Annotated in this window: 18 protein-coding genes; 6 read left to right on the forward strand and 12 right to left on the reverse strand. The window is 69.1% G+C overall.

What is annotated here, in order from left to right; genetic code table 11:
• Positions 1–18: 18 nt before the first annotated feature.
• The 5 genes from DMH03_RS12975 to DMH03_RS12995 all read right to left on the reverse strand — a co-directional run bounded on the left by DMH03_RS12975 (position 19) and on the right by DMH03_RS12995 (position 7,432).
• Entirely contained in the window at positions 19–1,581 is a 1,563-nt protein-coding gene (locus DMH03_RS12975) for an FAD-binding oxidoreductase (protein WP_125792238.1), read from the reverse strand.
• Positions 1,578–3,248 carry a glycerol-3-phosphate dehydrogenase/oxidase gene (locus DMH03_RS12980; RefSeq protein ID WP_125792239.1) on the reverse strand — a complete coding sequence of 557 codons (1,671 nt, stop codon included), beginning with the start codon at positions 3,246–3,248 and terminating at the stop codon, positions 1,578–1,580. The genes DMH03_RS12975 and DMH03_RS12980 overlap by 4 nt, the downstream gene beginning before the upstream one ends.
• Before the next feature lie 30 nt (positions 3,249–3,278).
• A complete protein-coding gene (locus DMH03_RS12985; protein ID WP_125792240.1) occupies positions 3,279–4,754 on the reverse strand; it encodes an FGGY family carbohydrate kinase in 1,476 nt (491 codons plus the stop codon).
• The gene (locus DMH03_RS12990) at positions 4,754–6,175 is read right to left on the reverse strand and encodes an MFS transporter (RefSeq protein ID WP_125792241.1); all 1,422 of its coding nucleotides are present in this window, start codon (positions 6,173–6,175) and stop codon (positions 4,754–4,756) included. The genes DMH03_RS12985 and DMH03_RS12990 overlap by 1 nt, the downstream gene beginning before the upstream one ends.
• A gap of 321 nt (positions 6,176–6,496) precedes the next feature.
• Complete coding sequence (locus DMH03_RS12995) at positions 6,497–7,432, reverse strand: LysR family transcriptional regulator (protein WP_125792242.1); 936 nt, start codon at positions 7,430–7,432, stop codon at positions 6,497–6,499.
• A gap of 118 nt (positions 7,433–7,550) precedes the next feature.
• Here DMH03_RS12995 and dnaE point away from each other — a divergent pair, with 118 nt between their 5' ends.
• Positions 7,551–11,057 carry a DNA polymerase III subunit alpha gene (dnaE, locus tag DMH03_RS13000; protein ID WP_125792243.1) on the forward strand — a complete coding sequence of 1,169 codons (3,507 nt, stop codon included), beginning with the start codon at positions 7,551–7,553 and terminating at the stop codon, positions 11,055–11,057.
• Here dnaE and DMH03_RS13005 read toward each other — a convergent pair.
• On the reverse strand, positions 11,044–11,553 hold the full coding sequence (locus tag DMH03_RS13005; RefSeq protein ID WP_125792244.1) for a DinB family protein: 510 nt from the start codon (positions 11,551–11,553) through the stop codon (positions 11,044–11,046). The two genes, dnaE and DMH03_RS13005, sit on opposite strands and share 14 nt — an antisense overlap.
• A 54-nt stretch (positions 11,554–11,607) precedes the next feature.
• On the opposite strand from DMH03_RS13005, the gene DMH03_RS13010 reads away from it, so the two are divergent.
• Genes DMH03_RS13010 through DMH03_RS13030 form a run of 5 tightly spaced genes read left to right on the forward strand, consistent with a single transcriptional unit; the run spans position 11,608 to position 15,450 of the window.
• Positions 11,608–12,372 carry an aminotransferase class IV family protein gene (locus DMH03_RS13010; protein ID WP_125792245.1) on the forward strand — a complete coding sequence of 255 codons (765 nt, stop codon included), beginning with the start codon at positions 11,608–11,610 and terminating at the stop codon, positions 12,370–12,372.
• 13 nt (positions 12,373–12,385) lie between these two features.
• The gene (locus tag DMH03_RS13015) at positions 12,386–12,973 is read left to right on the forward strand and encodes a short chain dehydrogenase (RefSeq protein WP_125792246.1); all 588 of its coding nucleotides are present in this window, start codon (positions 12,386–12,388) and stop codon (positions 12,971–12,973) included.
• A gap of 33 nt (positions 12,974–13,006) precedes the next feature.
• Complete coding sequence (locus DMH03_RS13020; protein ID WP_125792247.1) at positions 13,007–14,011, forward strand: methyltransferase; 1,005 nt, start codon at positions 13,007–13,009, stop codon at positions 14,009–14,011.
• 33 nt (positions 14,012–14,044) lie between these two features.
• The gene (locus DMH03_RS13025; protein ID WP_125792248.1) at positions 14,045–14,845 is read left to right on the forward strand and encodes a metalloregulator ArsR/SmtB family transcription factor; all 801 of its coding nucleotides are present in this window, start codon (positions 14,045–14,047) and stop codon (positions 14,843–14,845) included.
• Positions 14,846–14,850: 5 nt separating this feature from the next.
• Positions 14,851–15,450, forward strand: coding sequence for a dihydrofolate reductase family protein (locus DMH03_RS13030; protein WP_125792249.1), 600 nt, complete (start codon positions 14,851–14,853; stop codon positions 15,448–15,450).
• Between the two features lie 369 nt (positions 15,451–15,819).
• On the opposite strand, the gene DMH03_RS42030 is transcribed toward DMH03_RS13030, so the two are convergent.
• From DMH03_RS42030 to DMH03_RS13055, 6 genes are read right to left on the reverse strand one after another with little or no spacing between them, the layout of a single operon-like run.
• Complete coding sequence (locus DMH03_RS42030; RefSeq protein WP_158633076.1) at positions 15,820–15,987, reverse strand: hypothetical protein; 168 nt, start codon at positions 15,985–15,987, stop codon at positions 15,820–15,822.
• A complete protein-coding gene (locus tag DMH03_RS13035; protein ID WP_125792250.1) occupies positions 15,984–17,117 on the reverse strand; it encodes a hypothetical protein in 1,134 nt (377 codons plus the stop codon). Before DMH03_RS13035 ends, DMH03_RS42030 begins: the two co-directional genes overlap by 4 nt.
• Positions 17,118–17,124: 7 nt before the next feature.
• Positions 17,125–18,150 (reverse strand): hypothetical protein, encoded by a 1,026-nt coding sequence (locus DMH03_RS13040; RefSeq protein WP_125792251.1) that lies wholly within the window; start codon positions 18,148–18,150, stop codon positions 17,125–17,127.
• Positions 18,151–18,162: 12 nt separating this feature from the next.
• Positions 18,163–19,215, reverse strand: a complete 1,053-nt coding sequence (locus DMH03_RS13045) for a hypothetical protein (protein ID WP_125792252.1) — start codon at positions 19,213–19,215, stop codon at positions 18,163–18,165.
• Between the two features lie 25 nt (positions 19,216–19,240).
• Positions 19,241–20,116, reverse strand: coding sequence for a phage tail domain-containing protein (locus DMH03_RS13050; RefSeq protein ID WP_125792253.1), 876 nt, complete (start codon positions 20,114–20,116; stop codon positions 19,241–19,243).
• Complete coding sequence (locus DMH03_RS13055) at positions 20,113–21,249, reverse strand: hypothetical protein (protein WP_125792254.1); 1,137 nt, start codon at positions 21,247–21,249, stop codon at positions 20,113–20,115. Before DMH03_RS13055 ends, DMH03_RS13050 begins: the two co-directional genes overlap by 4 nt.
• Positions 21,250–21,251: the final 2 nt, after the last annotated feature.

Here is a 21,251-nt window from a genome sequence, read left to right on the forward strand (position 1 = left end):
ACGGTCCACAGTGGTCGATCAGCTCGTGGAGTCAAGGGGGTTCGGCCCGAAGTCACTGGGCAGCCCGAGCTTGCCCGGGTTGAGCAGGCCCTGCGGATCGAGGGTCCGCTTCACGGCGACGAAGGTGTCGAAGCCGGTGCCGAGCGTGTCCGCGAGGTACGGCCCGCGAAGCAGACCGGAACCGTGGTGGTGGCTCAGCGCGGCGCCGTGACGTACGAGCACGGCGTTGGCCGCGTCCCAAGCCGAGCGGTACCAGTGCCGCCGCTTCTCCGGCTCGACGTCGCCGCGCAGAGAGAAGTACAGGCACGCGCCGTCGGTGTAGGCGTGCGACTGGTGCGCGGAGGCGGCCACGGTGCCCGGAACGGCCTGGATCGCGGCCACGACCTCGTCGTAGATCGTGGGCAGCGCCGACCACGCCCCGGCCATTTCGAGGGTGTCGGCGACGAAACCCGGGCCGGGCGTGAACCCGTCGGCGGACTTGCCGACCAGCATCCGCTCGTCCAGCCAGCGTTCGAAGAGGGCTTCGCCGTCCAGTTCGGACCCGGTCGCGGCGCAGACCTCGGAGCTGACGCGCAGCATCGCGTCGACCAGTACCGGGTCGCCTTCGTCGGCGATCAGCAGCAGGTTGGTGTCCGGCAGGCCGAAATGCGTTCCGCTCTCCAGCTTGTCGTAGAGCCGCATCGCGGCCGGGGTCGCGCCGCGCTGCATGATCAGACGGCACGCCTCCAGCCCCTCGGCGAAGGTTTCGAAACCGTAGGCGACCGCCTTGGCGTATCCGGGCAGCGGATGGGTGCGCAGCCGCACGGAGGTGATCACGCCGAGCGTGCCTTCCGAGCCGACGAACAGCTGGCGCAGGTCAGGGCCGGTGGCGGCCCGCGGGTAGTCGCCGAACCGGGCGAGCGTGCCGTCGGCCAGCACGACGTCGAGGCCGACCACCATGTCCTCGATCTTCCCGTAGCGGGTGGAGAGCTGACCCGCGCCGCGGCAGGCCACCCAACCGCCCACAGTGGACAGTGCGAAGGCGGACGGCCAGTGCCCGGTGGTGGCGCCGTGCGTCTTCTGCAGTTCGGTTTCGAACAGGTCGCCGAACATGCCCGCCTGCACGTCCACGACCTGGGAGTCCGCGTCGAAGGACAGGATCCGGTTCAGCCCGCAGACGTCCAGCACCACCCCGCCGAACACCGGCAGCGCGGCGCCGGTGACGTTGCTGCGCCCGGCGGACACGGTCAACGGCACCCGGTGCTCACCGCACAGCCGGACCACGGCCTGTACCTGCTCGACCGTGCTCACTTCGGCGATCACCGCGTCCGGGGTCGCCGGGTTCCCCGCGGTCTCGCCGATCATCGAACCGGCCCACCAGTCGCGGGTGCGCAGCACGACCTCGTCGTGGTCGGTGTGCACCGCGTCCGCGACGCCCCGCAGCGACTCGGTCAGCGCGGCGGGCACGGCGACGGTGGTCGTCTGCAACGATGCCGCTCCCTGGCCGGGCGGGGTGCGGTCGCCCCAGCGCGGCGGCGTCGGCGCGCCGACCACGTAGTTGCCCCGGTTGAACGGGTGGGCGATGGTCTGGCTGCTGATCATGCGTTGTCTCCCAACAGAATCGACTTCTCCCGGGCGACTTCCGCCCGATAGTCCTCCACTTGCGCGGCCACGGTGTCCGGCGACAGCCCGAGTTCGGCGCCGAGCAGTTCGCCGACGAGCGGAGCCGCCTCGGCGGAGGCGTCCCTGGCGAACAACCGCAGCCGCGTGCGCCGGGACAGCACGTCGTCCACCGAACGCGCCATCTCCGACCTGGCCGCGAACACGACCTCGGCCTTGAGATGCGGCTGTCCGGGGATGAGCGGCTCGCCGAGCGTCGGATCCTCGTCGACGAGCGCGCTCACGAAACGGGCTTCGGTGCCGTAGCGGCCGCCGAGGTGCGCGGCGATCCCGCCGGTCGCCGCGGTGGCCTCCGCGTCGTAGCCGGCGCCGCCGAGCAGGGGCAGGTTCTTGGTGCGGCAGCGGGCTTTGCGCCCCAGCAGGCCGAGCGCCTTGTCCACGACGAGCTCGCCCATATGCCTGCTGGTGGTGAGTTTGCCGCCGGTCACGGTGACCATGCCCGAGGCGACGGTGATGTGGTGATCGCGCCGCATGTCGAGCGTGGTTCCCTCGGAGCCGCCGACGAGCGGCCGCAGGCCCGCGTAGCTGCCCAGCACGTCCTCGGGGCCGAGCTTGGTGTCGAAGGCGATCGTGGCGCCTTCGAGCAGGAACTCCATCTCGTCGCGGGTGCAGTGCACGTCGTCGGTCGGGCCGTCGTAGTCGGTGTCGGTGGTGCCGACGACGACCACGTCGCCCCAGCGGGTGCAGGTCGCCCGCCTCGCCCGGCCCGGGATCGGGACCGTCACCGTGCAGTCGTTGCGGATCTTCGACCACGGCAGCACGATGTGGACGCCCTTCGCCGGGCGCACCTGGGGGCGGTGTCCCGCGGACGCCATGCCGTCGACGTTGTCGGCCCACACCCCGGTCGCGTTGACGACCACGCGTGCCCGGACGTCGATCCGCTCGCCGTCGGCTTCGACCGTCGCGCCGGTCACGCGTCCGCCACTGGTGCGGAGGCCGGTCACCTCGGCGCCGTTGACGACGACCGCGCCGAGCCTGGCCGCGCTGCGCACGATCGCGAGGGTCAGCCGCGCGTCGTCGGCGCGGCTGTCGTAGTACATCAGGCCGCCGCGCAAATGGTCCGCGCGCAACGTGGGGGCGTGCGCCAGCACCTCGTCGACCGTGAGCCGCTGGTGCAGCTTGCCGATCCGCCAGCCGCCCGCGAGATCGTATGTCCACAAGAGACTTTCGAAGGCGCGGGCGATCCTGGCGTCGAAAACGCCGTCCTTCGCCAGGATCGGGAACAGGAAGGGCAGGCGCTGCACCAGATGCGGGGCGTTGCGGCGGAACCGCTGACGCTCCAGCAGGGAATGCCGGACCAGGTCCAGGTTGCCCTGCTCGATGTAGCGCAGGCCGCCGTGCACCATCTTGGACGATTTGGACGACGTCCCCGAGGCGAAGTCGTCCCGTTCGACCAGCGCGACCGAAAGGCCGCGGGAGACGGCGTCCAGCGCGGTGTAGGCGCCGGTGATCCCGCCTCCGATCACGAGCAGGTCGAACTCATCGGTTTCGAGTCCGGTCAGCGCGGTGCGACGGTCCAGCCGCAAGGGTGCCGAAAGCGTCGCTCCCGCGGCGACGGCGTTCGGCCGCCGGGACGGCAGTGTGAACATTGAGGAGCCTTTCCGATCAGAACAAGGGATTCACGACAGCGAGACGGCGAGCACGTCTTGCCAGCGCGCCCGCAGCTTCAGCCGGTCGGTTTCGGCGAGGCCGGGTTCGAAGATCCGGTCCGGTGGGCGGTGGGCCACCGCGCCGGCCAGCGATGGCCACAGCCCGAGCCGCGTGCCGGCGAGATAGGCGGCGCCGCGCAGGCTGGCGGTCGCCGAATCCGCCACCCGCTCGATGGCGAGACCGGTGAAATCGGCCTGGCTCTGGAGCAACGCGTCGCTCGCCGCCAGACCGCCGCCCACCCGCAGATGTGTCATCGGCCGGTCCATGGTCGTCCGCAAGGCGTCGACGGTGTCACTCACCGCGTGGGCGATGCCGTCGATCACCGCGCGGGCGAGGACTTCCCGTGTGGTCGCCAGGTTCAGCCCGGCGAGCAGGCCACGCGCTTCGGGCCGCAGTACCGGCGTGCGCAGCCCGGCGAGCGTCGGCACGAACCAGGTCGCCTCGCCGCTCGGCTGTGTCGCGGCCAGCGCGCTGATCTCGGCCGCCGAGGCGAACAGGCCGAGATCCTCGGTGAGCCAGCGCAGGGCGGAGCCGGTGGTCGAGGTGTAGGCCTCGAGACTGAACCGGCTGTGACCGCGGCTGCGCCAGGCAACCAGGCACAGCACTCCGTCGAGTCCGCCCACCGCCTCGGGCGGCTCGTCACCGGCCAGCGCACCGACGAAGGTACCGGTGCCGTGGACGCAGGTGCCCTGGCCGGGCGAAAGCGCGCCCAGCGCGATCAGTGACGCATGCTGATCACCCATGACCGCCGCGATCGGCACGCGGATACCGAGCAGTTCCGGGTCCGTGTAACCGTAATCGCCGTCGTCGTCCTGCGGCGACGGCGCCAGCTCGACGGGAAAACCCAGTGCTGCCAGCCACTCCGCGTCCCACGCGTGCTCACGCAACCGATAACCGCCGAACGCGACGGCGTTGGTCGCCGAGATCGTGAAGCGCTCGCGACCGCTGAGATGCCACACCAGCCAGGTGTCGACGGAACCGAACAGCACCCGTTCCGCCGGGACGTCGAGCCGCTCCAGTTGCCGTGCCGCCCACAGGAACGGGGCGCGAGTCCCCACTGGACGGCCGGTCGCCTGCCACAGGTGCCGGTCCCACTCCGGAGCGAGCTGCGCCAGTTCCGCGGCGTAACGGCTGTCCTGCCACACCACGGCGGGGGCCAGCGGGCGGCCGGTCTCCCGGTCCCACAGGACGGCCGTCGCGCGCTGGGTGCAGATCGACATCCCCGCGATCTCCACGCCGTTCTCGGCGGCCCACGCCACCGCTTGACGGGCGACGTCGACGGTCCGGTCCAGGAGCTGCATGGCGTCTTGTTCGACCTGCGCCGGTTCGGGGTGGCTCACGTCGATGGAGGTGTAGAAGGAGGGCCCGCACCGGCCGTCCTCGCCGACGACCGCCGCCCTGGTGCCGGTGGAACCCTCGTCGACCGCCAGGATCCCGCGCCGCATCAGGCGCGCCCGAGTTTCAAGTCGATCGTCTCGTCGTCGGGATCGATTCCGCTGCGGGTCGGGTCCCAGCGGACGATCAGGCACGAGACCAGGCCGAGGAACGGCACCACCGCGAGCAGGGCGATCGTCGGCCCCAGCCCCATCGCCTCCTTGATCTGCGGGAACACGTACAGCCCGATGACACTGCCGAAGCTGCCGAGCATCCCGGTCACCCCGGTGCCGAGCGTGCGGATGTCGCTGCGGTAGGACAGCGCCGCGATCGACTTGCCGTTCGCGCCCGGTCCGGCCGAGTGGAAGAAGATGAACAGGAACGGGAGCAGGAAACCGACGGCGATCGGGAGTTTCCCGAAGCCCAGCCCCATCACCAGCAGGATGGCGAACGCGAACGCGTAGCCGATGGCGGAACTCGTCCGAAGCCCGATCTTCCTGCCGACGTACGCCGAAAGCGCGCCGCCGATGATCCCGGCGATGTTGAAGACCATCGAACCGAGGGTCGCGGTCTGGAACGCCTGGCCGAAGATCGCCAGGCTGATCACCGGCAGGTACCACCCGACGGCGAAGTACTGCATCGACTGGGTCAGCGAGATCGCCGTGGACAGGAAGGTCCGCGGCAGATACGGCTTGCGGAACAGCACACCCGCGTGCCGGAACCCGATCTTCTGTTCCGTGGCGGGGTCCGGCCCGCTCCCGGTTCCCGGAGTCACCTGGAAACCGTAGATCCGGCGGAGGCTGACCGCGGCCTCGGCGAGCTTTCCCTTGGCCGCGAGCCACGACGGGCTCTCGACGAGGAACATCAGCTGCAGCACCAGCAGCGCGATGGCGAAGACGCCTGCCGAACCGACGGACCACCGCCAGATCCCCACCCCGGCGTCGAGGTGGAAGAACACCAGCGTCAGCCCCAGATTCACGGTGGTGGCGACGTACCAGACGGATTGCCAGAGGTTGAGCCGTCCGCGCAGTTTCGCGGGGGTGTACTCGGCCAGCATGGCCATGGCGACCGCGAAGTCGATGCCGTACGCGACCCCGACCAGGCCGCGGCCGAACCACACCTCGCCGAAGCCGCCCGCCGTCGCCGTCAGCACGGCGCCGATCGCCGCGAGCGCCTTGGCGGCGATGAGCGGTTTGACCCGCCCGATCCTGGCGGCAAGCCAGCCGCCGATCGGGTTGAACAGGATGGCGACCGCGGGCGCGGTCGCCGTGAGCACGCCGACCTGGGTGGAGCTGAGGCCGAGTTCCTTGATCATCGGCGACAGGCCCGCGCCGAGCGCGGCGTTGGAGTAGGCGTCCAGGAAAAGGCCGCCCAGCACGAGATACCACAGCAGATTCGCCTTGCGCGGCAACTTCGAAAGACTGTTGATCAGCGCGGCTACCTGGGAAACGTTCGAGATCGAGCCTGTCGGGCTGAGCGTCGATGAACTCATGGACCGCCAACTTTCTGCGCTGGCTGTCAGCGATCCGACACAAAAAAACAGACACGACGAAGACCGCTGACAGTGGCTCTTCGTCTGTGCCTGTCTGAAGGGAGAAGAGTAGATCCCGATCCGTGGCCCGTCAAGACGGTGCCTTGTCCGGCCACAAAGGACACTTGGCGCGGAAGGACGTTCCCCAAGTACATGAAGGCCCCCTTCCTTGCGCCAGGCGCAAGGAAGGGGGCCTTCATGTACTTCCGCCTGTCGAGAGGTCAGACGAACCGGCGATGGCGCGTGAAGCCTGCCCAGGCCAGGTAATCGGTCCGGCCGTCCTCACTGACCCCCGCTCATCGCCTCCCGGTCCGCCACCGGCAGCCATTGCCGCTCCGGCTCGAACGGCCGGTACCCGGACCGGACGTGTTCGATCAGCAGCGGCAGCGTGGGATGCCGGTTCTCGTGCCGCCACAGCAGGGAGAACGGGTACACCGGCGTCGGGTCGGCGAGCGGGATCTGGACGACGTCCGGATGCCAGGGCACGTGCATCTTCGCGCCGACGAAACCCAGCCGGTCCTTCGACGTGCCGATCACCTCGATGTGGTGTTCGAGCCCGAAGTTCGGGCCGTCGGTGTCGATCAGGATGCCGAACTCGGGGCACAGCTCCTGCCAGAACTCCGCCCATTCGCTGGCCCGCGCGTTGTAGGGCATCCACGCCGTCATGCCGTCGAGTTCCGCCATCGCGACCCGCCGCCGCCGTGCGAGCGGATGCCGCCGTCCGACCAGCAGATTCGCCGGCTCCAGGTAGGCGGGCGTGCGGCCGATGCCCGGCTCCGGCGCGGTGCTGACGCGCGCGAAGGCGGCATCGACGGTCTCGGGCAGCATCGACCGGCGCACCGCGCCCAGCCCGGGCGTGACCAGTTCCAGTTCGTCGTCGTGGTCGGCGTGGAACGCCCGGATCACCTCCATGGTCGCCAGCCGCGTGCCGAGGACGTCGACACGCAGCGGACGGCGCCTGCCGTGAAGTCGTTCGACGGCCTGGTCCGCCAGGTTGATCAACGCGCGAGCGTGTTTGAGGAACTCCTCGCCGTCTTCGGTCGGCTCGGCGCCGCCGCGTGTCCGCGACAGCAGACGTACGCCGAGATCGGCTTCGAGTTTCGCGACCCGCTTCGAGATCGCCTGCTGGCTCACCTCAAGCCGGATCGCCGCCTCGCCGAAATACCGGTCCTCGGCCACCGCGACGAACGCGCGTACCGCGCCCAGGTCCAGCTCCACTGTCTCCCCCTACAACTGCCGGTTGTCGATCGCCGCGTGTCGTTTGTTGGACAACGCCTGTGCGCCTTGGGTCCAATCGCCGCGTCGGACCGGATCGTACAACCGTGGGGAGTGGCCGGTGGACTCCTTCGTGCACCTGCACGTTCATACCGAATACTCGATGCTCGACGGCGCGGCCAAGATCGCGCCGCTGTTCGAGGAGGCCCAGCGGCTCGGCATGCCCGCGGTGGGCATGACCGATCACGGGAACATGTACGGCGCCGACGAGTTCTACCGGCAGTCCGTCCGGGCCGGGCTCAAACCGGTGATCGGTATCGAGGCCTATCTGGCGCCCGAGTCCCGCTTCCACAAGAAGCCGGTGTTCTGGGGTCGGCGTGGCGACGGCGGTGACGTCTCGGGCGGCGGCGCCTACACGCATATGACCATGCTCGCGGAGAACGCGACAGGGTTGCGGAACCTGTTCAAACTGTCCTCGCTGGCCAGTCTGGAGGGCTACTACCGCAAACCCCGGATGGATCGCGAACTCCTCTCGCGGCACCACGAAGGCATCATCGCCACCACCGGATGCCCGTCCGGCGAGGTGCAGACCAGGCTCCGGCTCGGCCAGCCGGAGGAGGCGATCCAGGCGGCCTCGGACTATCGCGACATCTTCGGCGCGGACGACTTCTTCCTGGAACTGATGGACCACGGCCTCCCGATCGAGCGGTCCGTACGGGACGGACTGCTCGACATCGGGCGGAGGCTCGGCCTGAAACCCTTGGCCACCAACGACTCGCATTACGTCACCCAGGATCAGGCGGCGGCGCATTCCGCGCTGCTGTGCGTCCAGTCCGGCAAGACCCTCGACGATCCCGGCCGGTTCAAATTCGACGGCGACGGCTATTACCTCAAGTCCGCGGAGGAGATGCGCCGGTACTGGGACACGGAAGTCCCGGGCGCGGCGGATTCCACGCTGCTCATCGCCGAGCGGATCGAGCCATACGACGACGTCTACCGGCACGTCGACCGCATGCCGGTCTTCGAAGTCCCCGATGGACACGACGAGGAATCCTGGCTGCGCGAAGAGGTCGCGGCAGGGCTTCGCCGCCGCCTGCCGGACGGCGTTCCTGACGCCTACCTCGCCCGAGCCGACTTCGAGATCGGCGTGATCGCCGAAAAGGGCTTCCCGGCGTACTTCCTGATCACCGCCGACCTGATGAACCATGCCCGCCGTGTCGGCATCCGGGTCGGGCCTGGCCGCGGTTCGGCGGCGGGCTCACTCGTGGCGTACGCGCTCGGCATCACCAATCTGGACCCGATCGACCTCGGCCTGCTCTTCGAACGGTTCCTCAATCCCGAGCGGGTCTCCATGCCGGACATCGACATGGACTTCGACGACCGGCGCCGCGGCGAGATGATCCGGTATGCCACCGACAAGTACGGCGCCGAGCACGTCGCTCAGGTGATCACTTTCGGCACCATCAAGACCAAGGCGGCCATCAAGGATTCCGCCCGTGTCCACTATGGACAGAGCGGTTACGCGATCGCCGACCGGATCTCCAAGGCGCTTCCGCCGCCCGTCGCGGCGAAGGACATCCCGCTAGCGGGGATCGTGGAGCCAGGCCACGAGCGTTACGCCGAAGCGGCGGAGGTCCGCGCGCTGCTCGAAGGCGACGGCGAGGCGGCAAAGATCTTCGATACCGCGCGCGGGCTCGAAGGACTGATCCGCAACGCGGGGGTGCACGCCTGCGCCGTCATCATGTCGAGTGAACCGCTGCTCGACGCGATCCCGTTGTGGCGGCGGGACGACGGCGCGGTCATCACCGGCTGGGACTACCCGTCGTGCGAGGCCATCGGCCTGCTGAAGATGGACTTCCTCGGCCTGCGCAACCTCACCGTCATCGGTGACGCGCTCGACAACATCAAGGCCAACCGCGGCGAGGAGATCGACCTCGACACGCTCGGTGTCGAGGATCCGGCGACCTATGAACTGCTCGCCCGCGGTGACAGTCTCGGCGTCTTCCAGCTCGACGGCGGCGCGATGCGGGATCTGCTGCGCCGCCTGAGGCCGACCGGATTCGGCGACATCATCGCGGTGAACGCGTTGTACCGGCCCGGCCCCATCGCGATGAACACGCACAACAACTACGCGGACCGCAAGAACGGCAGGCAGCCGATCGAGTCGATCCATCCCGAACTGGCCGGGCCGCTGCGCGAGATCCTGGCCGAGACGCACGGCCTGATCGTGTACCAGGAACAGATCATGCGGATCGCGCGCGACGTCGCCGGCTATTCCATGGGCCGCGCCGACGTATTGCGCAAGGCGATGGGCAAGAAGAAGAAAGAGGTACTGGAAAAGGAGTTCGAGGGGTTCCGGGACGGCATGCTCGCCAACGGGTTCTCCCTCGATGCCGTGCAGGCTCTCTGGGACGCGATCCTGCCGTTCGCCGGGTACGCGTTCAACAAGTCCCACGCCGCGGGCTACGGCCTGGTCGGCTATTGGACCGCGTACCTGAAGGCGAATTACCCCGCCGAGTACATGGCGGGCCTGCTGACTTCGGTGGGGGACAACAAGGACAAGTCGGCGGTCTACCTCTCGGAATGCCGTCGGCTGGGGATCAAGGTGCTGCCGCCGGACGTCAACGAATCGGGGCTCCGATTCTCGGCGGTGGGGGACGCGATCCGGTTCGGGCTTGGCGCGGTGCGCAACGTCGGCGCGAACGTCGTCGAAGCGATCATCGCGACACGGCGGGAGAAGGGGAAATACGCGTCGTTCGGCGACTTCCTCGACAAGTCGGCGCTGGTGGCCTGCAACAAAAGGGTCATCGAATCACTGGCCAAAGCGGGCGCGTTCGACTCGCTCGGGCATACACGGCTGTCGATCCTGCGGGTGCACGAGGACGCGGTGGACGCCGTGGTGCCGTTGAAACGCAAGCAGGCGATGGGCCAGTTCGACCTCTTCGGCGCGGGCGAGGAGAGCGAAGAAGGCACCTCACCGCTCGCGCATCTCAAGTTGGGTGTCGAAGAGTGGCCGCGCAAGGAATTGCTCGCCTACGAACGGGAAATGCTCGGGTTGTACGTGTCCGCGCATCCGCTCGACGGGGCGGAACGCGTCCTGCGCGGGCACGCGCCCCGCCCGATCGCGGCGATCCTCGACAATCCGCCGCGGGAAGGCGAGGTGGTCGTCGCCGGGCTCATCACGTCACTGGAGCGGCGGGTGAACAAGAAGGGCGAGCCGTGGGCCATCTGCACGATCGAGGATCTCGACGCGGCGCTCGAAGTTCTCTTCTTTCCCAAGGCGTACGCGCTGTTCGCGGCGGATCTCGCCGAGGACAACGCCGTCCGCGTCAACGGCCGGGTGAACTGGCGGGAGGACAAGATGTCCGTATTCGGTGGCGGCCTCGTACCGCTCGATCTTTCGGCGGCGGAAGACGGAGAGCCGCCACTGACCCTGCACGCGACCGCCGAACGGCTGACCGAGGACGCCGTTCTCGAATTGAGGCAGGCTTTGCTGGCACATCAGGGAAAGACTCCGGTCCGGGTGGAGCTCGCCGGGACGGTGTACGCGCTCGACGACTATCCGGTGGCCGTCAGTTCGATGCTCCTTGGCGAGCTGAAGTCCATTCCCGGCATCACGCCGCGCTGAGCCGCAGCAACCTGAGCTGGCCGATCTCGGACACGTTCTTCATCAGTTCGGAGTTCACCCAGGCGACGGTGTGGGCGAAGGTCAGCCCGGCGTCCTCGCCCCACGGATAGGCGGAGGGCGCGTCCAGGTCGGCGTCGGTCAAACGATCCAAGACGGCCAGCCATTCCTCGCGAAGTCCGCGCAGCCATTCGATGGCGGATTCTTCGCCGGGCCAGGTGACTTCCTCGCGCTCGCGCGGAGTCCGCCCGTTCGCGTGGTCCAGCGCGACGCTCCACCACCAGCCGATATGCCAGGTGAGCCAGGCGATCGTGGGGACCGGGATCGGGTCGGGTTCGGTGTCCGCCCAGTCGGGAGTGCCGTCCGGCCGCACCGTCCAGCAGAGGGCCGAGGGCTCCCAACGGAAGTCCGCCGGTTCGAGGGCGGCGAGGTGGTACTCGAACAACGACCAGGTCAGGTCGAACTGCCAGCGCGGCAGTCCGGAACGCGAAGCGGGCACCCGCGGGATCCTGCCGCCGGGGCACCGCGGCCGCAACCGGATTACGGTGCGGATATGAGTTCCTATGTCGCGCAGCGGAACGGCGAGACCGCGACCGCCGAAGACCTGGCGCCACTCGCTTTCGCCGGCTTCGCCCACTTCACGGCCATGCAGGTGCGCGACGGCCTGGTCCGCGGTCTCGACCTGCATCTGGACCGGCTCCGGACCGCCTCGCTGGAGCTGTTCGGCGACGCCCTGCCCGACGACCTGATCCGCTCGTACGTGCGCAAGGCGATCGAGTCGGGTCCGGCGGACGTCTCCCTGACTGTGACGATCCACCTGCCGGGTGAACTCGAAGTCCTCGTGCGCACCCGGCCTCCGGCGTCCGGCCCGGCGGGTCCGCTGAAACTGACGGCCGTCGAACACGAGCGCGTCATCCCCGCCATCAAGCACACCGGCGAGATGGCGAAGACGTACTTCCGGCGTCAGGCCGTCGATGAAGGGTTCGACGACGCGGCGTTCGTCGACCGTCAGGGCCGGTTGAGCGAGGCGACGATCTGGAACCTCGCCTTCTGGGATCGCGATACGGTGGTGTGGCCCGAAGCCGGTCTGCTGCGGGGAACGACGATGGGCATCGTCCAGCGGCGGCTCGGTGTGCCGCAACGGGTTCAGGAGGTCACGCTCGCCGACCTGCCGGGGCTCGGCGGCGCGGTGGTCATGAACTCGTGGACGCCCGGGATCGCGGTGCGCCGGATCGGCGCGACGCCGTTGCCGGAAGCGCCGTCGTTCGTCGCGGCGCTTCACCGGGCCTACGAAACGGAACCTCTCACCCGCCCTTGAAAGGAAGACGCCGATGAAGATCCTCGTGATCGGTGCCACCGGGACGATCGGGGCCGCGGTCTCCGAAGCGCTCACCGCACGCGGGCACACCGTGCTCGCCGCGTCCCGCTCCGGCGAAGTCAGGGTGGACGTCGAGCAGCCCGCCACACTCGACGCGCTCTTCGCCGCCGAGCCGGGTATCGAGCACGTCGTGTGCTGCGCGGGGAGTGGCTCACTGGTGCCGGTCGACGGCGGCACCGACGAAGAGTTCACCCAAGGCCTGCGAGGGAAACTGCTCGGCCAGGTGTTCCTGCTGCGGCACGCCGTACCGTATCTGCCGGACGGCGGTTCGGTCACGGTGACCGCGGGCCGGATCCCGGAGACGTTGCGCGGTAGCGCTTTCGGGGCCCTCACCAATGCCGGTCTCGAAGCGTTCGTCGCCGCCGCGGCCCGTGAACTGCCACGTGGGCTGCGCGTCAACGCGGTCAGCCCCGGCTGGGTGAGTGAAACGCTCGCCGCGCTCGGCGAACCGGACGGCGGCACCCCGGCGGAGGAAGTCGCGCGGAGCTATGTCGAGGCGGTCGAGACCGCGGGACTCACGGGGCGGACGCTGACCCCGTAAACGCACTTGACCGCGCTGCCACAGTGGATCTTCGTGACGAACCACGACGACAGAAACGATCTCCTCCGGCTGGCCGGGCTGGCGACGCCGATGGCACTGCGGGTCGCGGTCACCCTCGGGTTGCCGGACCGGCTGTCCGGCGACGGCGCGACCGCCGGTGACCTGGCGGCGGAACTCGGCCAAGCGCCGCTCGCGCTCGATCTGCTGCTGGGGCACTTGACCTCTCTCGGCGTCCTTGAACGGACTTCGACCGGTTATCGCACCACCGGCTACGGGGCGAACCTGCGTGCCGACGCGGGAAACGGTCTCGCCGGGCTCCTGGACATGAACGCCGCCGGCGGGCGGGGCGAACTGGCGTTCGTCGAACTCGCGCACAGCGTCGCCACCGGTCAAGCGGGTTACATCCGCCGCTACGGCCAGGATTTCTGGGCCGATCTCGCCGAACATCCGCATCTGCGGGAGACGTTCGACCGGCAGATGACCCAGCGGTTCCTGACGCAGGTGCCGGGGCTCGTCGCCGGTTTCGACTGGGCCCGCTTCGGCACGATCGTCGACGTCGGCGGAGGTCATGGCAGCCTGCTGGCCGCGATCCTGAAGGCCAACCCCTCGGTGCGCGGCCATCTCGTCGACCTCGCGCCCACCGCGGCCGTCGCCGAAAAGGAACTGCGTGAGCAGGGGCTCGAAGGCCGGACCGAGGTGACCGCGGGCAGCTTCTTCGACCCGCTCCCGGCCAGGGCGGACGCGTATCTCCTGTCCGACATCCTCCACGACTGGGACGACGAGCACGCCCACCGCATCCTGGCCCGCTGCGCCGAGGCCGCCCGCCCGGGTGGGCGTGTCCTCGTCATCGAGGCGGTCGGCGGGATCGGGGCGCAGACCGAGTGGGACCTGGTCATGCTCGTCCTCTACGGCGGCCGCGAACGGCGCCTCGACGAACTTCGCGAGCTTGCCGCCGCACACGGCCTGGTCTTCGACTCCTTCTCCACGCTGACCGAGCAGCGCAGCCTGGTGGAGTTCCATCGTGAAAATATTCCTTGACAAGAATATTCTGACAAGTGAATACTTCTCGGCATGGAGCAGATCGCAGCAGCACTGGGAGACGGAGCTAGGTGGCGCATCGTCGAGCTTCTCGCGGAGCGGCCCCGGTCCGTCGGTGAGCTCGCCGAGCTGACCGGCCTGCGCCAGCCGCAGACCACCAAGCACCTGCAGACCCTCGCCCGCGTCGGTCTCGTGACGGTCTTCCCGCTCGGGCAGCGTCGTGTCTACGCGGTCGAAGCGAGTCCGCTGAAGGACCTCGGAAGCCGGGTGCGGGCGCTGATCGAGACCATCGAAGCGAACGAGGGCGAGCGCGATGTCCTCACGCGCTATCAGGCCGCGATCTCCGCGGACACCGCGGCCGCGAGCCAAAACCGGTGGGCGGACGGACGGGCGTTCGCGTTCGACCGTCTGCTCGCCGCGCCGCGCGACGACGTCTGGCGGCACTGGACCGACTCCGCGCTGCTCGCCTCCTGGTGGGCGCCGCCTTCGATGACCGTCACCGACTGCGTCATCGAGCCGTGGACGGGCGGCCGAGCCGTGCTCGACTACCGCGACGCGGAAGGGCGATACCGCTCCGCGGGCGAGGTCCGCGCCGCGACCGAACCCGAACACCTCGAGTTCGACCTCTCGGTGCTGGACGCCAAGGGGGACACCTTCTTCACCGGTCACTACGACCTGAAGTTCACCGAGGCGCCGGGCGGGACGCGGCTCCGCCTCGACCTGCGCATCACCGAAACCACCGTCGAGGCCGTCCCCTTCATCGCCGGCATCGAAACCGGCTGGGGCCAGGTGCTCGACAACCTCGCGGCTCGAATCACCCAGGAAAAGGACTGAACGCCATGACGAACCCGACCGGCCGCCGCGTCACCGCGAACATCGGCCTCACCCTCGACGGCCACTACAGCGGCCCCGGCGGCCCCGGCGACATGGGCGCGATCGTCTCGTACGCCACCACCGACGTCGCCCGCGCGGCCCTCGCCCGCATCCACGAAAAGGCGACCACCGCGGTGCTCGGCAGACTGAACGCCGAGGGCTTTCTCAGCTTCTGGCCGGCCATCGCCGCCGACGAGAACGCCGACCCCCGCGACCGCGCCTACGCGAAGTGGCTCACGGACGCCGAAAAAGTGGTCCTCTCCACAACCCTGACCGAAGCGCCCTGGGACCGCGCCCGCATCGTGAACGCCCCCGCCGCCGACGTCATCGCCGGCCTGAAGGCGAACGGAGACGGCGACATCCTGGTCAACAGCAGCGCCAGCGTCATCAAGGCCCTGCTCGCCGACGACCTGATCGACCGGCTGTACCTGATGATCTGCCCCGAGATCACCGGCGGCGGGCAACGCCTGTTCGTCGACGGGCTGCCCGCGTCGAAGTGGACGCTGGCGTATCAGGAGGTCGGGGAGCTGGGGGAGATGGCGCTCGTCTACGACCGGGTGCGCTGAGTGGGGATACGGGTCTTAGGTATCGACGTGGATTCCGGCTGCGGGTTGGTGCCAGGCACGGTCCGTGAAGGCCTCCTTGAGGGACTCTGGGTCCTTCATGTACTCAGGCGGGCAAGGACACTGGCTAAGCACTCGTGAGTGGCGTTTCGGGTTAGAACGGCGAAACGCCACTCACGACCACCTGCACCGAACGGACGACACGCGTGATCCGATGGACGACACGCGTGACTGGATGGACGACACGCGTGAGGCCGGGTCCCGCCGCGAGTCGTCCGTCCACACACGCGTGTCGTCCATCGGATCACGCGTGTCGTCCGTCTGATCACGCGAGTCGTCCATCGGATCACAGCAGTACGTGGCCACGACCGCTTACTCGGCTTTGTCGGCGCGCGGCTCCTCGGTCTCCGGCACGTCGGCAGCCGAGGCGGCCGCGGGTGCCGGGGCGAGCGCGGCACTCCTGGTCTCCAGCGCACGAAGCCGCCGCTTGATGTCGCGCAGCTCAGTGAGCAGCGAGTCGGGCTGGTTCACGCGGGTCATGACGGTCCTCCACTGATCGGTGACACGGTGAGCTGCACCTGTTCCTCGCCCGCGTCGTCGCCGGGGGTCACTTCGAGCGCGACGATCCGGACCCGGAACTGGGTGCCGAGCGGGAAGAAGTCGTCGCGCACCACGATGAGCGCATGGTCGCCGACGGCGTACGAGCCGAGCACCGGGTCCAGATCGCCCCGGACGACCAACTCGGGTAGCACGACCGGATCGACAGCGGCGGCCAGCGCCGAGCGTGCCTGCGAACGAAGCAGCCCCGGATCGCTCAGGTTCACGAGCGACACCTCGGTTTCCAGCAACAGCCGGGCTGCCGAGTTGTCCTGTGCGATGCCGACCTGCTGGCCCGCTTCGTTCTCGTCGCCGAGGGCGAACACCCGGGTCGCCATCGACGATCCGTCGCGTGGCCACGAGTATTCGATGAGGTTGCCGCCGAACTCCCACACATGCGGTGTGCCCTGCTGGCCCAGTTCCGGTGTGCCGATCCGCAACCTGCGCACCGCGTGGCCACCCTCGCCGTAGCCGACGTCGAACGCGAAGTCCGGTCCGTTCTCCAGATCGGACAGCTCGCGCAGCGCGTCGCCGACGGACTTGAGCTCACGGCCCGGATAGCTGATCGTGCGCCGGATCCCGGACGTCACCGAGGGATCGGACTGCACCCGGATGTTGCCGCGCGGATGCCCCTGCGCGGTGGCGACCAGGTTGCGGGCGATCTCGGTCTGGTCGACACCCGTGTACGTGACCGCGATCCCCGCCAGGGTGCCGCTCGCGGGGTCGAAGTCCTTCGGCAGCACCCGGCGATGGTCGAAATAGGACAGGAAGCCCGCCGCCCCGATCTCGATCGCGCGGCCCGCCGACGAGTACTTGCTCGTCCAGACGATCCCGCCCCACACCAGCACACCGTCGCGTTCGACGTACAGCGCCGTGTGCGCGGGTCTCGTCACGAATTCGGGTTCGCCCACGGCGATGCGGGGATCACCGAGTACGAGTCTCCCCTGGAATTCGCCCGCGTCGTTGAGCACCGAGCTGAACGAGACGTCGCGCAGCGGCAGTTCCGCGTGTACCTGCCCGGTCCGCAGATCGGCCACGATGTACCGGTAGCGGGCGGTGTTCCGGTTCGTCATCGTCCGGTCAGCCCAGCAGGTAGGACGTGTTCAGCATGACGGTCTCGCCGACGGGCACCCCGACGTTGTTGTCCGTCCACATGGCCAGGACACCGTTTCGCTGGATACCGAGGTCGAGGAACTGATGCGAGCCGATGGCATGGCCACTCCAGGTGTTCCCGGCCCAGTGGTGCCCGAACTGCGGGTGATAGGCCTGCGGCAGCGTCAGGATCACCGTGCCGTGGCCGGCCGGGGTGTTCTGGCGGGTGACCGCGCCCCGCACGTACACCTCGGGGCCGATCCTGCGTACGTGGACCACGGTCGCTTCCTCGGTGTCATTCGGCCTTCCCGCCGTCCAGCCGGCGGCCACGGGCACGACCTGCCAGCCCGTGTCGTCGTCCACCACCAGCGACTTCCACGCGCTGCCGCTCCAGAATTCGAGCTTGCCGGTGTCGGCGCGATGCACGTACAGGCCGGGGTAGGCGTCGACGGGACGCTCGCTTGCGTTGCGCACCGGCAGGATCCCGCCCACCGCGCAGGTGTACGGGCGCAGGTCGGTGATGTCGCCTCCGGTCACGGTCGAAGTGTTGGCACGCACCGTGATCCGGGCGAGCTTGAGTACGTCGCCGGTCACCGTCGGGTCGCTCGGCTGCGACGCGGCGGTCCCCGCGACGACCTCGACGATGAACTTCGAGGCCGGGTCGCCGTACTGCGCGTCGGTCTGCCGGGCGACGACGAGATCGTGACGGTTGTACGAGCCGTGGGCGGGCACCTTCAGCACTTCGAGCGTTTTCTGCTCGTCCAGTGTCGCCAGATAAGCGCCCGCGGCGGCGTGCCGTGTGCCCTGAATGACGGCCTGGAACGGTTGCACGGTCACGTTTCCCGACGGCGTGGGGGTCGCGCGGACCAACCCGGGGTCGCCGGGAGCAGGCCGCAGGCCGGTGCGGGACTGGGCGGGGGACCTGCCCGGCGCGGCGAGGGCAGCGGTGGCCAGCCGGGCGTCCTCGGCGTCGACCACGGCGCCGCCGACCCAGCCGGAGTCGCGTTCTGGCATGGTTTTCGTCTCCTAGCTGGGGATCGCGAGAACGTTGATGGAGTCGTAGGGATGGCCCCACCCGACTTGGACCGTCCCGTCGCCGGCGAACCGCTGGATGCCGAGTTCAACGGTGACGACCGTGTCGGCGGGCTGGCTGGCGATCCCGGTCACCGAGCCGGTGGCCATCCCGGCACCGATCGGGGTGTTCACCACGGTCAGGCCGACCGTGGTGCCGTTGGCCTGCAGGGTGATGTCGTACCGGTCGGCCGCGCCGGACGTGTCGTAGAAGGCGATCGCGGTGATCAACAGCCTGCGCGCGAAGTACACGGCCGGCACGGTCAGCCGGTTGAACACCCGGCGGTCGCCGCCGACGGTGGCACCGCCCAGCGGCCAGCCCGGATCGTTGGGCCCGTAGATGGCCAGCGAGTTGGCGACCGCGGGCTTCCACGCCGTGCCCTCGTAGGCTTCGAGCACCCGAAGGTCCTGCCGGTACACCAGCTGACCGGCGTACGGCACGGGCGGCCGGTTCACTTCGCCGTGGACCGGTACGACACCGCCGATGGAGCTGGTGAAGACGCGCCGATCCTGAAGCTGCGTCAAACCGATCGTGGTCGCGTTGGCGGGGACCGTGATCCGGGCCAGCACGATGACGTCACCCGCGACCGTGGGCTCCACCGGCGTTTGCGCGGGCGTTCCCGCGACCAGGGTCACCGTCATCGCCGACGTCGTGTCGCCGTACTGCGTGTCGGTCTGGCGCGCCACGATGAGGTCGTACCGGGCGAAGGTCGCGTGGGCGGGCACGGCGCCGAGCACGTCGATGGTCTTGGCCTGATCGAGTGTCACCAGGTACGAACCCGCGCTGGGTGAACGGGTGCCCTGGATGACCGCCTGGAACGGGGCGACCTGGACCTTGCCGGACGGCGGACTGGTGGGCCCGACCCGGCCGGCGCTCGCCGCCGGCCGCAGCCCGGTCCGGCTCTGCACCGGGGAGCTCCCGGCGGCCACGAGGGATCCGGTGGCGAGCCGGGCGTCCTCGGCGTCGACGACGCCACCGGACAGCCAGGCGGAATCGCGCTCGGGCATCAGCGGGCTCCTAGTCTCGAGATGTTCAGCTCCATGCGTCACGCCATTCGGCGGTGAGCCGCGCGGCCGGGTTGTAGGCGCCCGCCCGGAACGCGACGTCGATCCCGCCACGGACGAGCGGGAACCAGCGTGAATGGGGCAGCATCACCGAGCGGCGCGACGCGAGGCCTTGCAGCAGAACGGTTCTCGCGTCGGTGTCCACGACGAGCACCTCGCCGGCGGCCAGCTGGATCTGGAAGGCCAGCTCCTCGCCGGTCTGGGTGTTGATGAGCACCGGATCGGCGCATGGGCCGCTGATCTTCCACGTCGGCCAGGCCGCCACGGTGCCATTGTTCTCCAGCGACAGCCTGCCGCCGGTGGCGCCGGTCCCGAAATCCAGCGGGAAGGCCAGCGGGAAGCTCAATCCGCCGGCGGAACTGGGGAGCGGGCAGGTCGCGACGCGCAGTTCGGCGGAGTAGCGCAACGGGTCCGGCGCGGTGACCTGCACCGAGAACTCGAACGCGCCCGCCTTCTTGTCCATGATCTTCGACTCGCCGGACAGCCGCACCATCGCCCGGCGCACCGCGTGCGGCTCGGTCACCACGAGCGGGAACAGCCGTGAGCCGTCGTTGAGCACGGCGGCGAGGCCGTCCTTGGCGCGTTCCTTGCTGATCCGATCCGGCGCGATCGCGGTGCCCTCCAAGGTGATCACCCTCGGCGAGCGGTAGGACGGCGCGTCGAACGCGCCGTCCCGCTCCGGCCGGTCGGTCATCGTGAGCCGGACGGCGGGGGAGGACGCCCAGCCTTCCTCCTTCGTCACCCACCACTCCACGCCCTCGGCGTCGACGGTGTTGCCCGCCCAGCCGTCGACCGAGAAAACCGGTTGCTGCAGAACGGTTCCCGGGGGCCGCATCGCGGTCATCGCTTCCCCGCCCACGCCAGCTCGCGGGCGGCGATCCGGCCGATCTCGTACTCGGACTGCCGTGCCCTCGGGTGGATGTTCACCGTGACCGGTTTGACGTCGCGGCGTTTGTTCGTCAGGTCGAGCAGTTGCGGCAGCTTCGACAGCGGGATGATCGCCTCGGCGTGCCCGGCCTCGGCGACGTTCACCAGCCGCCCGCCCGGCACCGGCGTGGCGATACCGCCCGAGGCCAGCTGCGGGATCTGCGGCAGGTTGAGACCGAACGTCTTGCCACCGACGAACGGCACCCAATCCGGGATGGTGACGCTGATGCCGTTGAGGCCGCGGATCGCCATGTTGACCAGGCCGATGATGGCGTTGATCGGGGCCTTGACCGCGCCGAGCACCGCTTCGAACGCGGCGCGCGCGAAGCCCGCCAGCCCGTCCCACGCCGCACGCAACGCTCCGGTCACCCGGTTCCACACGGCCGGGATCGCCTCGCCGATCCAGTTGATGACCGGCATGATCACGTTCTTGATGCCGTTCCAGGCACCGGAGACCACCGCGCTGATCACGTTCATGGCCGTGCGGAAGATCGTGGAGATCACGTTCCACACGGTGGAGATGACCGTCTGGATGACGTTCATGACGGTCCGGATCACCGTCATGACGATGGTGATGTACGTCCGGACGTAGGTCTCGATCCATGGCCAGACCGCGCTGATGATCTTGCGGACGAAGTCCATCACCGCGCCGACGACCTGTCCGATGATCCGGAAGGCCGCGGACACGACTTGTCGCACGCGTTGCGACTGCATGGCCATGTCGACGATCTTGGCGATCAGCGGCAGCAACAGGCTGAGCAGGAAGCCGAGGACATTGGCCTTCATCGCGGTGTTGAGTCCTCTTTGGGCGGTCGTCGCGGTGCGCAACCCCTGGCTGAACCGGGAGAAGAACCCGCCGCCGGACGCCGCCTGCCGCCCGGCCTGCTGCACGGACCTCGCCGCCTGGTCGGCCGCGGTCTTGAGCTGGCGGACCTGCGTGGTGCTCTGGCTCGTGGCCGTCCGGAACCGGCCGCCCGCCCCACTGGCCTGCGTCAGCGCCGCGCGGAACCGGCCGACCGCGCCCGTGGCCTGTACCAAGGCATTTCTCATGC

This window comes from Amycolatopsis sp. WAC 01376, assembly GCF_003947415.1.
Lineage (GTDB): Bacteria > Actinomycetota > Actinomycetes > Mycobacteriales > Pseudonocardiaceae > Amycolatopsis.

Bases quoted from the DNA above. Each gene is read 5' to 3' on its own strand.
- DMH03_RS13025 (WP_125792248.1), top strand. From the start codon at position 14,045: ATGGAGCAGATCGCAGCAGCACTGGGAGACGGAGCTAGGTGGCGCATC.
- DMH03_RS13015 (WP_125792246.1), top strand. From the start codon at position 12,386: ATGAAGATCCTCGTGATCGGTGCCACCGGGACGATCGGGGCCGCGGTC.
- DMH03_RS13055 (WP_125792254.1), bottom strand. From the start codon at position 21,249: ATGAGAAATGCCTTGGTACAGGCCACGGGCGCGGTCGGCCGGTTCCGC.
- DMH03_RS12975 (WP_125792238.1), bottom strand. From the start codon at position 1,581: ATGATCAGCAGCCAGACCATCGCCCACCCGTTCAACCGGGGCAACTAC.
- DMH03_RS12980 (WP_125792239.1), bottom strand. From the start codon at position 3,248: ATGTTCACACTGCCGTCCCGGCGGCCGAACGCCGTCGCCGCGGGAGCG.
- DMH03_RS13045 (WP_125792252.1), bottom strand. From the start codon at position 19,215: ATGCCCGAGCGCGATTCCGCCTGGCTGTCCGGTGGCGTCGTCGACGCC.
- DMH03_RS13040 (WP_125792251.1), bottom strand. From the start codon at position 18,150: ATGCCAGAACGCGACTCCGGCTGGGTCGGCGGCGCCGTGGTCGACGCC.
- DMH03_RS13010 (WP_125792245.1), top strand. From the start codon at position 11,608: ATGAGTTCCTATGTCGCGCAGCGGAACGGCGAGACCGCGACCGCCGAA.
- DMH03_RS12990 (WP_125792241.1), bottom strand. From the start codon at position 6,175: ATGAGTTCATCGACGCTCAGCCCGACAGGCTCGATCTCGAACGTTTCC.
- DMH03_RS42030 (WP_158633076.1), bottom strand. From the start codon at position 15,987: ATGACCCGCGTGAACCAGCCCGACTCGCTGCTCACTGAGCTGCGCGAC.
- DMH03_RS13030 (WP_125792249.1), top strand. From the start codon at position 14,851: ATGACGAACCCGACCGGCCGCCGCGTCACCGCGAACATCGGCCTCACC.
- DMH03_RS13035 (WP_125792250.1), bottom strand. From the start codon at position 17,117: ATGACGAACCGGAACACCGCCCGCTACCGGTACATCGTGGCCGATCTG.
- DMH03_RS13050 (WP_125792253.1), bottom strand. From the start codon at position 20,116: ATGACCGCGATGCGGCCCCCGGGAACCGTTCTGCAGCAACCGGTTTTC.
- DMH03_RS12985 (WP_125792240.1), bottom strand. From the start codon at position 4,754: ATGCGGCGCGGGATCCTGGCGGTCGACGAGGGTTCCACCGGCACCAGG.